This window comes from Ruegeria sp. BB9 (assembly GCF_056539345.1).
This window is the reverse complement of sequence record NZ_JBQFUU010000005.1, coordinates 37,465-51,990: the sequence shown is the minus strand read 5'-3', so window position 1 is coordinate 51,990 and position 14,526 is coordinate 37,465. Positions and strand designations below refer to the sequence as shown.

Genomic DNA, 14,526 nt, shown 5'->3' with positions numbered 1-14,526 from the left:
GGCTTGCAAGGCCCACCGACCTGTCGCGGGACGCGGATTGAGCCTTGATTGACGAGGGGGCGCGATATATCTGGATCGCATGAGATTCCATCAGGCCCCTGCTCCCAACCTGCAAGACCGCGCGCGCCTGCGTGAACGGTTCTTCGGGGCCGCCCGCACGGTTCTGGCCCGCCTATAATCGGCGCCCAGCCACTCGCCAGCATTTCTCAATACAGACGGGAGAGGACCGATGTCCCCCAAAACACTCTATGACAAGATCTGGGATGCCCATGTCGTGCACGAAGCCGACGATGGCACCTGCCTGCTTTATATCGACCGCCACCTGGTGCACGAAGTGACCAGCCCGCAGGCGTTTGAAGGCCTGCGCATGGCGGGCCGCAAGGTGCGCGCGCCGGAAAAGACCATCGCCGTGCCCGACCACAACGTGCCCACCACGCCCGACCGCGTGAACGGAATCGAGAACCCCGAATCGCGCATCCAGGTCGAAGCACTGGACAAGAACGCCCGCGAATTCGGCATTCACTACTACCCGGTGAATGATATCCGTCAGGGCATCGTCCACATCGTCGGCCCCGAACAGGGCTGGACCCTGCCGGGCATGACCGTGGTCTGCGGCGACAGCCACACCGCCACCCACGGCGCGTTCGGCGCGCTGGCCCACGGCATCGGCACCTCCGAGGTCGAGCATGTTCTGGCCACCCAGACTCTGATCCAGAAAAAGTCCAAGAACATGAAGGTCGAGATCACCGGCAAACTGCAGCCGGGCGTGACCGCCAAGGACATCACTCTGGCCGTGATCGGCGAAACCGGCACCGCCGGCGGCACCGGCTATGTGATCGAATATTGCGGCGAAGCGATCCGCGACCTGTCGATGGAAGGCCGCATGACCGTCTGCAACATGGCCATCGAGGGCGGCGCCCGCGCCGGCCTGATCGCGCCGGACGAAAAGACGTTCGAATACGTCAAGGGCCGCCCGCACGCTCCCAAGGGCGCGCAGTGGGAGGCCGCCCTGGCCTGGTGGAAGACGCTCTATTCCGATGACGACGCCCATTGGGACAAGGTCGTCACCATCCGTGGCGAGGACATCGCCCCCGTGGTCACTTGGGGCACCAGCCCCGAAGACGTTCTGCCGATCACCGCGACCGTGCCCAACCCCGAGGATTTCGAGGGCGGCAAGGTCGAGGCCGCGCGCCGCTCGATCGAATACATGGGTCTGCAGCCGGGTCAGAAACTGAGCGACATCGAAATCGACACGGTTTTCATCGGTTCCTGCACCAACGGCCGGATCGAGGATCTGCGCGCCGCCGCCGAGATCCTGAAGGGCAAAAAGATCAAGGACGGCATCCGCGCCATGGTCGTGCCCGGCTCGGGCCTCGTCCGCGCCCAGGCCGAAGAGGAAGGCATTGCCGAGATATTCAAGCAGGCCGGGTTCGAATGGCGTCTTGCGGGCTGCTCGATGTGCCTGGCCATGAACCCCGACCAGCTGACCCCGGGCGAGCGTTGCGCCGCCACCTCGAACCGCAATTTCGAGGGCCGTCAGGGCCGCGGCGGACGCACCCATCTGCTGAGCCCCGCGATGGCTGCCGCTGCGGCAATCACGGGAAAGCTGACAGATGTGCGCGAATTGATGTAAGGTCCCCTCATATCTAGATATTTGAGGGAGAGACTGAAATGAGTGAATGGGTCAAATGGCTCCTGATGGGGCTTCTATCGATCGTGTTCGGCATATTCGTGCTGGGCGCACCGGTTGTGGCATCCGTGGCAGTGACCGTGGTCACCGGCGTCCTTTTGCTGGTATCCGGCGTTCTGCAAGTCGTCGGCGGTTTCACCGTCGAAGGAACCGGCAACAAGATCCTGGCCTTCATCATGGGTGCGGTCATGCTGTTCCTGGGCTGGTCGTTTCTGGACCATCCGCTGGCGGGCACTCTGACGCTGGCAACAGTCGTGCTTATCCTGTTCATGGCAGGCGGGATCGCACGGATCATTCTCTCGTTTCAGATGCGAGGCACGTCATTTTTCTGGCCAACCCTGATCTCGGGCATCTTGTCGATCATCCTGGCAGGCATCATCTGGTCTTATGCAAGCAGCGAACCTGCCGCTTTGCTGAGCCTTCTGGGTATCCTGCTGGGCATCGAGATGCTGTTCAACGGGTTCGGGTTGGTCTTCATGGCGTTCTTCGTCAAGAACGCGCCCAAAGACGAAACTACAGAAGCTCAACAAGCTTGAAACGCGGGGCATGGGGCCTGACCTCTCCCGCAGGAGTGTGAACATGGAAAAGTTTGAAAAAGTCCACGGTGTGGCAGCCCCCATGCCCCTGATCAATATCGACACCGATATGATCATTCCCAAGGTGCACCTGAAAACGATCAAACGGTCCGGCCTCGGCGTCGTGCTGTTCGACGAGATGCGCTATCACGATGACGGGCGCGAAAACGAAGAGTTCGTCTTGAACAAACCCGCTTATCGCAACGCCGAGATTCTGGTGGCCGGCGACAACTTCGGATGCGGCTCATCTCGGGAACACGCGCCTTGGGCGATCAAGGATTTCGGTATCAAGGTGGTCATCTCGACCAGCTTCGCCGATATCTTTTTCAACAACTGCTTCAAGAACGGCATCCTGCCCATTGTGGTCGAAGAACACCACCACGTCATGCTGATGGAGGATGCCCACAAGGGCGAGAACGCGCGCATGACCGTGCATCTGGAAGATCAGCAGATCGTCACCTCGGACGGCGTCGTGATCGAGTTTGATATCGACCCGCACCGCAAGCATTGCCTGCTGAACGGTCTGGACGATATCGGCCTGACGATGGAAAAAGATCACCACATCGACTCGTTCGAGTCCCATGCCAGCCAGGCGCGCCCCTGGGTGTGATTCTGGGGAAGAACCTGTGGATACTCAACCTGACGGGGTCGCCAAGGCGGCCCCGTTCGCATTCTTGGGGTTAAAGTCAAAGCAACCACAACATGTAGAGAACCATTTCCATTACACGTCGAATTTGCGACGTGAATGATGCAAAGCCGCACCAGTTTCGCCATCTTTTTGCCCGAAATCACGTGTTTTCTGCACCTCGGCTTGAGCGAAATGCCGCTTATCGCCAATGATGGCGCTAAAGGGGCATCCGCCAAATATCGAGATTGGCGGGCATCAAGTTGGAACCAAGTCGGCAAAGAATCGACTGGTCCGGTTTGGAAAGGGTTCGGATAGTGATTGCTCGCACAACAGGGGCTGCGATACGGGGATTGTTGGTGGCACTTCTGGTGCTGACACCCGCATTGTATCTGCCCGCATCTACGTCCAACGGGACCGAGATCGTTGTCTTTCTGGCAATCCTAGCATTCATCCTGACATTCGCCGAATACAACTCGGCCTTTCCCAGCTTTATCGAATTCCGCGATGCGCCGCCCGTGAACAGACTGCGCTTTGTCGGCCTGATGTCGATGATCTCGTTTCTGACCTTGATCTGCAAGAACGCCTATGCGCCGACGGAACTGACCAGCACCGTGTATTCGGTCGGTCTGGCCGTCGCGAATGTCGTCGACTTCCCCTATTCGCCTGTCCGCCTGGTGGTGTTGATGCTGCCTGCTGACGCGAGCCAACCCCTGGTCGAGTTGGTGCGCATTACGGCAAGTGTCGCCTATGTCGCCGCTTTGGTCACGATCGCCAGCTTCGCCTACGCGGTCAAACTGCGTGGATGGCCCACTGGCAATGGGGCGTTCAATGTCTGGACCAACCTGCCCCTGTTCGACCCCACCAAGGGTGGAGACGTGGTGACTCGCCTGCAGCGCGACGGTCGACTGAACATCTCGGTCGGCGTTCTGCTGCCGTTCCTGATTCCGGCCCTGATCAAGCTGCTCACGGATTTCATTGATCCGCTGTCGTTGTCCAATCCGCAGACGCTGATCTGGACCATGAGCGCGTGGGCCTTCCTGCCGGCCAGCATGATCATGCGCGGGATGGCAACCCTGCGCATTGCCGGGCTGATCGTGGAAAAACGCCGCGCCTACTCGACCGCCGAGACGACCCAAACCGCATGATCCGTATTCTTGTTCTGCTGTTGCTGCCGTTTGCGGCGCAGGCAGAGCCAGTGCGCGTTGCCAGCTTCAATGCTGAGCTAGGCCGGAAAGGTCCGGGCCTGCTGCTGCGGGATATTCGGCGTGATGATCCCCAGGTGCAGGCCGTGATTGACGTTCTGACCGCCACTGCCCCCGATGTTCTGGCCCTGCAAGGCATCGACTGGGACCATGACAACCTGGCCCTGTCCGCTCTGGCTGATCGGTTGCGCGCGGCAGGGCTGGATTACCCGCATCTCTTCGCTGGCCAGCCCAACTCGGGGCTGATGACGTCGCTTGATCTGGACGGGGACGGAGAACGGGGCGGACCCGGGGACGCCCAGGGATGGGGCCGTTTCACCGGGAATGGCGGGCTGGCCGTGCTGTCCCGTTATCCAATCGCAAAGGATGAGGTTCGTGACCTCTCGGCGCTGCTGTGGAAGGACCTGCCCGGCGCGACGCTACCCACCCGTGGCGGTTTGCCCTTCCCGTCTGAACAGGCCCGCGCGGTTCAACGCCTGTCGTCGACCGCCCATTGGATCGTGCCAGTGGAGACACCTCAAGGCCGCCTGAACCTGATGACCTTTCACGCCACCCCTCCTGTCTTTGACGGGCCTGAGGATCGCAACGGATTGCGCAATCGCGATGAGATCCGGCTGTGGTCGGTGTTGCTTGACGGCGGGCTGGGTCCAACCCCGAAAAGTCGTTTCATCATTGCCGGGGACGCCAATCTTGACCCGAACCTGGGCGAGGGGCGCAATGAAGCCATACGCGATCTGTTACAGCACCCCAGCCTGCAGGATCCGCAACCCGTGGATGGCGCAGGCTCGGCTGTAACGGTGGTTTGGAAAGCGGTGGGCGAACGGCGTGTTGACTATCTGCTGCCATCGGCCGACTGGGTGGTTGAAGACGCCGGCATCCACTGGACCGACGCCAACGGTGCGCCCCTTGCCGCGGCCCGCAAGGCCAGCCGACATCGTCTGATTTGGGTTGACCTGTCACACCCGGACATGCGGCCGGGCCTATGACAGGCCCTGAACTCGATCCACGTCTGTGGTTCGCGGGCTATCATGCGACACGGACTGCACAGCGGATTTCAAAGCCTCGTGCGGCGGCGTGGATGCGAAATCGCTGATCAACGAGTCGAAGAACGAGCCATCCAAGCGGTGCGGCGTGTCCCACAGATAGCGCATCTCAAGCAGATGCGGGGCCAGTTTCCAGAACGGCTGGGCCAGAACAACTGGCCACCAGTTCATCTGCCTTAGGCGCACCGGAGCTCCGGTCACTTCCGTCAATGCTTGTGCCAGTTGGCGGCCGGTCAGCGTGTATCCGGCAAAAGGAATGTCGCAATAACGCGGCAAGTCATCCCGCATCTCGGCCAACAGAACCGCAGCGCGGGCCAGATCCGGCAGGTAGGCCCAGGCATGGGCAATGTCAGGGTCACCGGGATAGACGAAACGCCCCTTGGCCAGCGGCTTGATCATGATCTGGTCGAACCAATTCCCAGAGGCTTGCGTGTCGAGGAAATCCCCGGCGCGCAGTATCACAGTGCGCACGCCCGACGACCGATAGGCCTCCTCCATCCGGATCCGAATCTGGCCAAGAGGGTTGGTTGCAAGATGCGGAGTATCTGCCGCCCACGGCCCGGGCGTATCGGCCCCGAAAACATAGACGTTCCCGGGCACGATCACGGTCGCCCCGGTTGCCTGTGCCGCACCGATGACCTGAGCATGCAACTCCGGCACCTGCCGCGCCCACTCGGTGTATGGCGGGTTCCAGCCATTCACGATGACATCCGTGCCTCTGGCGGCGGTGGACAGATCATCCCTCGCGCGGTCAAATCCCCGCACCGTCCATCCGGCCGCTTGAAACGCGTCTGCGGCATTGCGGCCAAAACGCCCCGAAGATCCCAGGATCAGCACCCTTCCCGTCATCTCGACCTCCTGTCAGCCCTGGCGGTTGAACAAAAGATATCCATTCACGCACCTTTGGGAATTGCCGAAAAACGCAGAGCATGTATTCATCTGCGCATGGATAAAACCTTGGCTCTTTCTGATTGGTCTTTGGTGCAGAGCTTTCTGGCAGTTGCGGAAACGGGATCGTTGTCGGCGGCCGCGCGGGAACTGGGGCGCAGTCAACCGACGCTTGGTCGCCAGGTGCAGGCGCTCGAGACGGATTTGGGCGTGTCGCTGTTCGATCGCCATGCGCGAGGCCTGAAGCTCAGCGCCGCCGGCCAGCAATTGCTACCGATGGCGCAACAGATGCACGCGGCCATGCGTCAGCTGAACTTGGCCGCCGCCGGACAGTCGCAACAGCTGGGCGGGACGGTTCGCATCACGGCATCGGTCTTCGCATCACACCATATCCTGCCGTCCATTCTGGCGGACATCCGCAGGCAAGAACCTTCGATCCAGCTGGAACTGGTCGCCACCGACATCAGCGAGAACCTGCTGTTCCGCGAAGCTGATATCGCAGTTCGCATGTATCGCCCCGAGCAGGTCGATATCGTGACCCGGCATCTGGGCGACGTACCGTTGTGTTTCTGCGCAGCCCGGTCGTATCTGGACCGTGCCGGTCGTCCAACCACCCCCGAAGAGTTGTTTCAGCATGACCTGGTGGGATTCGACTCCAACGACCTGATCATCTCGAAGATGCAGGCCAAGGGTTGGCCTGCCAGCAAAGAAAACTTTGCCACCCGTTGCGATCTTCAAAGCGCCTATTGGGAGTTGATCCGTGCGGGTTGCGGCATCGGTTTCAGCCAGGTTCAAGTGGCCGAGGCTGATCCTGCGGTCGAAATTCTGCCGTTGGGTGTGGACATCCCGGTCCTGCCGGTCTGGCTGGCTGCGCCGCAGGCCATGCGGCAGACGCCGCGCATTCGCCGGGTCTGGGACCTGCTGGCAGAAGGACTGAAAGCCAGCTTGTAACCCAGATCGGGTGCCAGGCGCATGTTCAGCGGCGTTTTTCGCGCCGTACGGCCCAGAATCCGCGCATTTTGACCAGATCGCCTCATTGACCAGATGCACCGCAAACGCTAGGCCCGATGCTGAAAAACGCAAGGAGACCGTTCATGTCCAACCCCTCGCTCCTCATCCTGCCCGGAGACGGAATTGGCCCCGAAGTCATGGCCGAAGTGCGCAAGATCATCGGCTGGTTCGGCGCCAAGCGCGGCCTTGAATTCGACGTGAGCGAGGATCTGGTCGGCGGTGCCGCCTATGACGTGCACGGCAAGCCTCTGTCGGACGAGACGATGGCCAAGGCGCAAGAGGTCGACGCGGTTCTGCTGGGCGCCGTGGGCGGCCCGAAATACGACGATCTGGATTTCAGCGTGAAGCCCGAGCGCGGCCTGCTGCGCCTGCGCAAGGAAATGGACCTGTATTCCAACCTGCGCCCGGCACAGTGCTTTGACGCGCTGGCCGATTTCTCGTCGCTGAAAAAGGACGTGGTTGCCGGCCTCGATATCATGATCGTGCGCGAACTTACCTCGGGCGTCTATTTCGGCGAGCCGCGCGGCATCTTCGAGGAAGGCAACGAGCGCGTGGGCATCAACACCCAGCGCTACACCGAATCCGAGATCGAACGCGCCGCGCGCTCGGCCTTTGAACTGGCGATGCGCCGCAACAAGAAGCTGTGCTCGATGGAGAAGGCCAACGTGATGGAATCGGGCATCCTGTGGCGCGAGGTGGTGACCCGCGTCGGCAAGGATTACCCCGAGGTCGAGCTGAGCCATATGTATGCCGACAACGGCGCCATGCAGCTGGTGCGCGCACCCAAGCAGTTCGACGTAATCCTGACCGACAACCTGTTCGGCGACATCCTGTCTGATTGCGCTGCAATGCTGACCGGATCGCTGGGCATGCTGCCCTCGGCTTCGCTGGGCGCACCGATGGCCAATGGCCGGCCCAAGGCGCTGTACGAGCCCGTCCACGGCTCGGCCCCCGACATCGCCGGCCAGGGCAAGGCCAACCCGATCGCCTGTATCCTCAGCTTTGCAATGGCGCTGCGCTACAGCTTTGACCAAGGCGCCGAGGCCGATCGTCTGGAAGCGGCGGTCGAAAAGGTTCTGGCCGATGGTGTCCGCACGGCTGATCTGCTGGCCGAAGAAGGCGTTCAGCCGGTTTCGACCAGCGAAATGGGCGATGCGATCGTCGCCGCGCTGGACGAAAGCCTGTAACGACCGATCCGGGCGGCGCCCAGCGCCGCCCGTCTGATCATCTGCGGTCTAATTGCCGCCAAAGAGATCCTTCAAAAGACTGTCGACGGCCTTGGCAAAGCCACCCTGCTGCCTGCGGCGTGGCTGGGATTGCTGAGTCGTCTGGACCGGAGCGGCCGGAGCCAGCATCGGCAGAGGGGTCGGAGTCATACCTTCGGTGACCCGCACCATGGTTTCCTTCCAAATCTCGGCTGGCAGCCCACCGCCGGTCACGCCCGACAACGGTGTGTTGTCGTCATAGCCCATCCAGACACCGGCCACATAGTCCGCGGTAAAGCCGATGAACCACGCATCCCGGGCGGCCTGGGTCGTGCCTGTTTTGCCTGCAACCTGCCATCCCGGCAACTTGGCGCGTTGTCCAGTTCCCTCGGATACCACGCGTTCCATCATCCAGGTCAGTTGCTTGGCAGCTTCGTCTCGGATCACTCGCTCGCCAATCCCGGTCGTTGTCACCATCATCGGGGCATCATCACCCAGCAGTTTCAACTCGGTCAGGCCGTACGGCTCCACGGACGAGCCACCATTCAGGATACCGGCATAGGCGCCAGTCATTTCGATCAGCGTGCTTTCCGAGGCGCCCAGCGCCAGCGCAGGGCCCGCCGCCAGATCGCTTTCGATCCCGAACCCGCTAGCCACCGTGCGCACATTGTCCAGCCCGGCAACCTCGGCCACCTTGACGGCTGGGATGTTCAGCGAGTTCTTGAGCGCATCCGCCAGGGTCACGCGGCCGTAGAACTTATTGGTGTAATTCTTTGGGCACCACTGGCCGGACCCCGGGATGTCGATGCAATAGGGTTCGTCCACCACCGTGGCCAATGGCGAATAGCCCAGTTCCAGAGCGGTGGCATAGACGAAGGGCTTGAACGAAGACCCGGTCTGGCGCAGCGCCTGCGTCGCGCGGTTGAACGCGCCCGACACCTTGGTCTTGCGTCCGCCCACCATGGCCCGGACCGCACCATCGGCCGACATCACCACGATCGCGGCCTGCGCTTTCGAGCCTTCGCTGACCTTTTCGTCGAACACCTGTTTCAGCGCCGCCTCGGCCGCCTGCTGGATCCGCTGGTCCAGCGTGGTCTTGATAACCACGTCCTCGGTGGTGTTGCGGGTAAAGAACTCGGGGCCGCTGGCCATGACCCAGTCGGCAAAATAGCCCCCGGCGCGGGCGGCGGCGGCCTCGGACAGCTCGGCCGGGTTGTTGCGGGCCGCAGTTGCCTGTGACGTGGTCAGGTGACCCTGATCCTCCATCAGGCTGATGACCACCTTGGCCCGGTCCTGCGAGCGTTGCAGGTTGTTGGTGGGTGCATAGCGCGTGGGCGCAACCAGCAGCCCCGCCAGCATCGCCGCCTCGGCCGGATCCACCTCGGCCGCGGACTTGCCGAAATAGCGCTGGCTGGCCGCCTCGAACCCGCGGGCCCCGGCCCCCAGAAACGCCCGGTTCAGATAGATGGTCAGGATCTCATCCTTGGAGTATTTGACCTCCATCGCCATCGCGTAGATCGCTTCCTTGGCCTTGCGCCACAGCGACCCCTGGCGGCAGTCAGCCTCGTATGCCGCTTCCGATTCCCACTCGGTCGGATCGTACGGCACGCCCAGACACAGCAGCTTGGCCGTTTGCTGGGTGATGGTCGAACCGCCATGCCCCGACAGTGGGCCACGCCCCTCGGACAGGTTGATCTTCACCGCACTGGCAATGCCGCGCGGGCTTACGCCGAAGTGACGGTAAAACCGCTTGTCCTCGGTCGCGACTACCGCATTCTTCAGATGCGGCGACACGGTGTCGGTGGTGATAACGCCGCCGAACTGATCACCCCGCCATGCAAAGACCTTGCCGTCCCGATCCAGCAGGGTGACCGACCCGCGCGCGCGCCCGTCCAGCAGCGCATCGACCTCGGGCAGGGTGGAGTACACAACCCCAACGGCAAGCGCCAGCAGCAGAGCGGCTATCGCACCCACCCGCCAGGTCAGCCCCCAGATCAGGTGCCATATCCAGCGGAACAGCCGGCGAAAGAAGCCGCCTTGCCCGCCTCCCGAACGCTTGCGCCGGGGCTTGCGGCTGGTCTTTCGGGTCGTAGTCTTGCGCGCCGTCGCCTTCTTGCCCGCCGGTTTCGCCGTCCGCTTGGCAGACGAGGTCTTGCGGCCTCCGGACGGATACCGTTTGTCCGCCACCAGCGGTTTTCGACGCTTGGACTCAGTCATGCTCAAACTCTGCCCGTTTTTGCTTTTGTGGCACCATACCGTGCTGTCGCGCCTATGTAGAGGTGTGAAATAGCGCGAATTTCCCTCTCACACTTGCGTATTTTTTAATCACTTTGCCGCTTTTGTGCAAAAAATGTGCAACTTTGCCCCTCTTCCCCAGCGTCTTTTTGCCGAAATCGTTCCTTGAGCGGCCATGTCGGGCTCTTTTTCTGCAGGTGCAAAGCCGGACCCACCGGAACAGAAGAGGGGAAAGACGTGAAACTGATCATTGCGACAATCAAGCCGTTCAAGCTCGAGGAGGTGCGCGAGGCACTGACCGAGGCGGGCGTGCGCGGCATGATGGTGACCGAGATCAAGGGCTTCGGCTCGCAATCCGGTCACACCGAAATCTATCGGGGCGCCGAATACGCGGTGAACTTCGTGCCCAAGATCAAGCTGGAAATCGTGGTGCCCGCCGCGATGACCGACCAGATCGTCGAAACCATCACCAAAACCGCCAAGACCGGCAAGATCGGCGACGGCAAGATCTTTGTCCTCGATGTCGAGCAGGCCCTGCGCGTGCGGACCGGGGAACTCAACGAAGAGGCGCTGTAAGGCGCCGCGACCGACAATCATTCGAGGACTGAACATGAACCTGATGAAATCCCTCATCCCTGCCGCCGCGATCGTCGCGCTGCCGCAGATGGGCCTGGCGCAGGAGGCCGCCGCAACCGGCGAAACCGCGCAGCATACGCAATATATCCTGACCTCGCTGCTGTTCCTGATGGGCGGCTTCCTGGTGTTCTGGATGGCCGCGGGCTTTGCCATGCTCGAGGCCGGTCTGGTGCGCTCCAAGAACGTGGCCATGCAGCTGGTCAAGAACATCGGCCTGTTTTCCTTTGCCGCCATCATGTACTGGCTGGTTGGCTTCAACCTGATGTATCCGGGCGACGGCTGGACCATCACCGGCATTCTGGGCGCCTTCTCGCCCACCTCGCTGGAACCGGTTGGCCTTGATGGCGTCGAAACCGATCTGTCCTATGCGTCGGTCGGTTCGGACTTCTTCTTCCAGCTGATGTTCTGCGCCACCACTGCCTCGATCGTGTCGGGCACCATGGCCGAGCGGGTCAAGCTGTGGCCCTTCTTCATCTTCGTGATCGTCCTGACCGGTGTCATCTACCCGATCGAAGCATCGTGGCAGTGGGGCGGCGGCTGGCTGTCCGAAATGGGCTTCAGCGATTTCGCAGGCTCGACCCTGGTGCACGCCGCAGGTGGCTTTGCCGCGCTGGCCGGTGCCATCGTGCTGGGCCCCCGGATCGGCAAGTACAGCAAGGACGGCAAGGTCGTTCCGATCCCCGGCTCGAACCTGGCGCTTGCCACCCTGGGTACGTTCATCCTGTGGCTGGGCTGGTTCGGCTTCAATGGCGGCTCGCAGCTGGCCATGGGCACGATCGGCGACATGGCTGACATCAGCCGTATCTTCGCCAACACCAACATGGCCGCCGCCGCCGGCGCAGTCGCTGCCCTGATCCTCACCCAGGTGATGTACGGCAAGGTCGACCTGACAATGGTGCTGAATGGTGCGCTGGCCGGGCTGGTATCGATCACCGCCGAACCGCTGGCACCGTCGCTGTTCCAGGCGCTGATCATCGGCGGTATCGGTGGCGTGATCGTGGTCTACACCGTGCCGCTGCTGGACAAGATGAAGATCGACGACGTGGTCGGCGCCATCCCGGTTCACCTGATCGCGGGCTTCTGGGGCACCTTCATCGTGGCTTGGACCAATGGGGACGCGTCCTTCGTGACCCAGATCATCGGCTTTGCGGCCATCGGGATCTTCGTCTTCGTGGTCAGCTACATCCTGTTCTCGATCCTCAAAGCCACCGTCGGCCTGCGGGTTGGCGAGGAAGAAGAGATCAACGGCCTCGACATGGGCGAGCTGGGCATGGAAGCCTATCCCGAGTTCTCGAAGGGCTGAGCCCCTTTCAATCCAAACAAAAAACCCGGGCATTCGTGCCCGGGTTTCTTTTTTGAAATGCCTAACCTCAGACGCCGACGTCGATGATGGCCTTGGCCAGGATCGGCACGGTGGCCTCATTCAACCCGGCGATGTTCATACGGCTGTCGCCGACCATGTAGATGCCGTGCTCAACCCGCAGTTTCTCGACCAGTTCGGGCGCGGCGCCCAGGCGCGAGAACATGCCGCGGTGCTGGGCCAAGAACCCGAACCGGTCCGATCCGCTCAGCCGCTGCAGCTCGTCCGCCAGTTGGCGGCGCAGGCCGAGCATCGACAGGCGAACCTCCTCCAGTTCGGCCATCCAGTCGGCGCGCAGACCCTCATCCATCAGGATCGTGGTCACCACGCGTGCGCCGTGATCCGGCGGGAACGAGTAGTTCTGGCGGTTCAGAAACGCCAGCGTGCCCTGGTTCAGCGCGGTCTGGCCCGCATCGGCGCTGATGGCCATCAGCAGACCGGTCCGCTCGCGATAGACACCAAAATTCTTCGAGCAGGACGCCGCGATCAGGCATTCCTTGACCGACGAAGCGACAAGCCGGGTCGCCTGCGCATCCTCGTTCAGACCGTCGCCAAAGCCCTGATAGGCGATGTCGATCATCGCCACCAGGCCGCGGTCGTTGATCAGGTTCACCACTTCTTGCCACTGGACCATGTTCAGGTTGGCGCCGGTCGGGTTGTGGCAGCAGCCATGCAGCAGCACCACGTCGCCGGCCTTGGCGGTCTTGAGGTCCTCGATCATGCCGTCGAAATCGACGCCACGGGTTTCCTCGTCAAAATAGCGGTAGGCGACGGTTTCGATGCCCAGGTAGTTCAGGATCGAGATGTGGTTCGGCCAGGTCGGGTTCGACACGAACACCCGGGCCGAGGGGTTGGCCATGCGGATCAGCTCGAACGCTTGCCGGCAGGCGCCTGTGCCGCCCGGGGTGGCCACGGCGGCGATATTGGCGCGCGGCACGCTGGTGCCCAGAATCAGCGTGATCATCGCATCGGCATAGGCCGGGTCACCGGCCAGCCCGGTATAGGCCTTGGTCTGCTGTTCTTCCCAGATGCGGTGCTCGGCGGCCTTGACCGCGCGCATCACCGGGGTCACTCCATTGGCGTCTTTGTAGACGCCGACACCCAGATCAATCCTCTGCTCGCGCGGGTCCTCGCGATACATCTGCATCAGGGCCAGGATCTTGTCGGCTGGCTGCGGCTTGAGATTTTCGAACATCAGGAGTCTCCGGTTGCGACGGGCAGGGTCGGGAAGGCGCCCCATTCGGCCCAGCTGCCGTCATAAAGCGAATGGTCTTTCTTGCCCATGCGCTCGAGCGCAAGGCTGAGGATCGCGGCGGTCACGCCTGACCCGCAGGTGGTGATGGCGGGTTTCGACAGATCGACGCCTGCGGCTTCGAACACCGCGCGGCACTCCTCGGGCGATTTCATGGTGCCATCGGCATTCAGCAACTGTCCGAACGGCACGTTGCGCGAACCGGGGATGTGCCCCGCCCGCAAACCCTCGCGCGGTTCAGGCTGGGATCCGGCAAAACGGTCGGCGGCGCGGGCATCGATGATTTCGTGATCGGCCAGCTTGGCGGCGGCTGAGACCTGGGTCACGTCGCGGACCAGGTGGTTCTGCACGCGCACGGTCATGTGGCGATCGCGGATGACAGGGGGCAGATCCTCGATTTCGCGCCCTTCGGCGACCCATTTGGGAAGGCCGCCGTCCAGAACGGCGATGTTCTCCTGCCCCATCAGGCGGAACAACCACCAGACCCGCGCCGCCGAGAACAGGCCCGCGCCGTCATAGACAACGACCTGATGGCCATCGCCGACACCCATCGCGCGCAGGCGCGACATGAATTTCTCGACCGGAGGCGCCATGTGCGGCAGGTCCGAGCGGTGGTCCGAGATCTCGTCGATGTCGAAGAACCGCGCGCCAGGAATATGTCCGGCCTCGTATTCGGCGCGGGCGTCGCGCCCCTGCTGCGGCAGGTACCACGAGGCGTCGAGAATCCGCAGATCCGGGTCCTTGAGGTGGGCGGCAAGCCACTCGGTGGAAACCAGGGTTTTTGGATCGTCCAGCATCAAA

General features: G+C 62.2%; 13 protein-coding genes. 9 read left to right on the top strand and 4 right to left on the bottom strand.

The genetic code is table 11. The features are described from left to right. Positions 1-229: 229 nt before the first annotated feature. The 5 genes from leuC to ACR0FC_RS15885 all read left to right on the top strand — a co-directional run bounded on the left by leuC (position 230) and on the right by ACR0FC_RS15885 (position 5,081). Positions 230-1,633 carry a 3-isopropylmalate dehydratase large subunit gene (gene leuC / locus ACR0FC_RS15905; protein ID WP_170342514.1) on the top strand — a complete coding sequence of 468 codons (1,404 nt, stop codon included), beginning with the start codon at positions 230-232 and terminating at the stop codon, positions 1,631-1,633. 38 nt (positions 1,634-1,671) lie between these two features. Next, positions 1,672-2,226, top strand: a complete 555-nt coding sequence (locus ACR0FC_RS15900; RefSeq protein WP_093963682.1) for an HdeD family acid-resistance protein — start codon at positions 1,672-1,674, stop codon at positions 2,224-2,226. Between the two features lie 43 nt (positions 2,227-2,269). Next, on the top strand, positions 2,270-2,875 hold the full coding sequence (gene leuD, locus ACR0FC_RS15895; protein WP_170342515.1) for a 3-isopropylmalate dehydratase small subunit: 606 nt from the start codon (positions 2,270-2,272) through the stop codon (positions 2,873-2,875). Positions 2,876-3,207: 332 nt separating this feature from the next. After that, positions 3,208-4,038, top strand: coding sequence for a hypothetical protein (locus ACR0FC_RS15890; protein WP_093963685.1), 831 nt, complete (start codon positions 3,208-3,210; stop codon positions 4,036-4,038). Further along, positions 4,035-5,081, top strand: a complete 1,047-nt coding sequence (locus tag ACR0FC_RS15885; protein ID WP_170342517.1) for an endonuclease/exonuclease/phosphatase family protein — start codon at positions 4,035-4,037, stop codon at positions 5,079-5,081. Before ACR0FC_RS15890 ends, ACR0FC_RS15885 begins: the two co-directional genes overlap by 4 nt. Here ACR0FC_RS15885 and ACR0FC_RS15880 read toward each other — a convergent pair. Beyond that, on the bottom strand, positions 5,076-5,987 hold the full coding sequence (locus ACR0FC_RS15880; protein ID WP_170342519.1) for a Rossmann-fold NAD(P)-binding domain-containing protein: 912 nt from the start codon (positions 5,985-5,987) through the stop codon (positions 5,076-5,078). The genes ACR0FC_RS15885 and ACR0FC_RS15880 overlap by 6 nt on opposite strands. A gap of 96 nt (positions 5,988-6,083) precedes the next feature. Here ACR0FC_RS15880 and ACR0FC_RS15875 point away from each other — a divergent pair, with 96 nt between their 5' ends. Together ACR0FC_RS15875 and leuB are read left to right on the top strand one after the other, a co-directional pair. Then, positions 6,084-6,977 (top strand): LysR family transcriptional regulator, encoded by an 894-nt coding sequence (locus tag ACR0FC_RS15875; RefSeq protein WP_170342521.1) that lies wholly within the window; start codon positions 6,084-6,086, stop codon positions 6,975-6,977. A gap of 143 nt (positions 6,978-7,120) precedes the next feature. Further along, a complete protein-coding gene (gene leuB / locus ACR0FC_RS15870) occupies positions 7,121-8,224 on the top strand; it encodes a 3-isopropylmalate dehydrogenase (RefSeq protein WP_170342523.1) in 1,104 nt (367 codons plus the stop codon). Between the two features lie 48 nt (positions 8,225-8,272). Here leuB and ACR0FC_RS15865 read toward each other — a convergent pair whose 3' ends face one another. Beyond that, entirely contained in the window at positions 8,273-10,459 is a 2,187-nt protein-coding gene (locus ACR0FC_RS15865) for a transglycosylase domain-containing protein (protein WP_170342525.1), read from the bottom strand. Between the two features lie 255 nt (positions 10,460-10,714). Between ACR0FC_RS15865 and ACR0FC_RS15860 the strand changes: the two genes are divergently transcribed. Both ACR0FC_RS15860 and ACR0FC_RS15855 read left to right on the top strand, forming a co-directional pair. Further along, the gene (locus ACR0FC_RS15860; protein ID WP_093963790.1) at positions 10,715-11,053 is read left to right on the top strand and encodes a P-II family nitrogen regulator; all 339 of its coding nucleotides are present in this window, start codon (positions 10,715-10,717) and stop codon (positions 11,051-11,053) included. 34 nt (positions 11,054-11,087) lie between these two features. Next, entirely contained in the window at positions 11,088-12,416 is a 1,329-nt protein-coding gene (locus ACR0FC_RS15855) for an ammonium transporter (RefSeq protein WP_093963690.1), read from the top strand. Positions 12,417-12,483: 67 nt separating this feature from the next. On the opposite strand, the gene ACR0FC_RS15850 is transcribed toward ACR0FC_RS15855, so the two are convergent. Beyond that, positions 12,484-13,668: an amino acid aminotransferase gene (locus ACR0FC_RS15850; protein ID WP_170342528.1), complete on the bottom strand. Its 1,185-nt coding sequence runs from the start codon at positions 13,666-13,668 to the stop codon at positions 12,484-12,486. Beyond that, complete coding sequence (sseA, locus tag ACR0FC_RS15845; RefSeq protein ID WP_170342530.1) at positions 13,668-14,522, bottom strand: 3-mercaptopyruvate sulfurtransferase; 855 nt, start codon at positions 14,520-14,522, stop codon at positions 13,668-13,670. Before sseA ends, ACR0FC_RS15850 begins: the two co-directional genes overlap by 1 nt. Positions 14,523-14,526: the final 4 nt, after the last annotated feature.

Coding starts and splice junctions, on each gene's coding strand:
- leuC (WP_170342514.1), top strand. CDS start 230: ATGTCCCCCAAAACACTCTATGACAAGATCTGGGATGCCCATGTCGTG.
- ACR0FC_RS15900 (WP_093963682.1), top strand. CDS start 1,672: ATGAGTGAATGGGTCAAATGGCTCCTGATGGGGCTTCTATCGATCGTG.
- leuD (WP_170342515.1), top strand. CDS start 2,270: ATGGAAAAGTTTGAAAAAGTCCACGGTGTGGCAGCCCCCATGCCCCTG.
- ACR0FC_RS15885 (WP_170342517.1), top strand. CDS start 4,035: ATGATCCGTATTCTTGTTCTGCTGTTGCTGCCGTTTGCGGCGCAGGCA.
- ACR0FC_RS15880 (WP_170342519.1), bottom strand. CDS start 5,987: ATGACGGGAAGGGTGCTGATCCTGGGATCTTCGGGGCGTTTTGGCCGC.
- ACR0FC_RS15875 (WP_170342521.1), top strand. CDS start 6,084: ATGGATAAAACCTTGGCTCTTTCTGATTGGTCTTTGGTGCAGAGCTTT.
- leuB (WP_170342523.1), top strand. CDS start 7,121: ATGTCCAACCCCTCGCTCCTCATCCTGCCCGGAGACGGAATTGGCCCC.
- ACR0FC_RS15865 (WP_170342525.1), bottom strand. CDS start 10,459: ATGACTGAGTCCAAGCGTCGAAAACCGCTGGTGGCGGACAAACGGTAT.
- ACR0FC_RS15855 (WP_093963690.1), top strand. CDS start 11,088: ATGAACCTGATGAAATCCCTCATCCCTGCCGCCGCGATCGTCGCGCTG.
- ACR0FC_RS15850 (WP_170342528.1), bottom strand. CDS start 13,668: ATGTTCGAAAATCTCAAGCCGCAGCCAGCCGACAAGATCCTGGCCCTG.
- sseA (WP_170342530.1), bottom strand. CDS start 14,522: ATGCTGGACGATCCAAAAACCCTGGTTTCCACCGAGTGGCTTGCCGCC.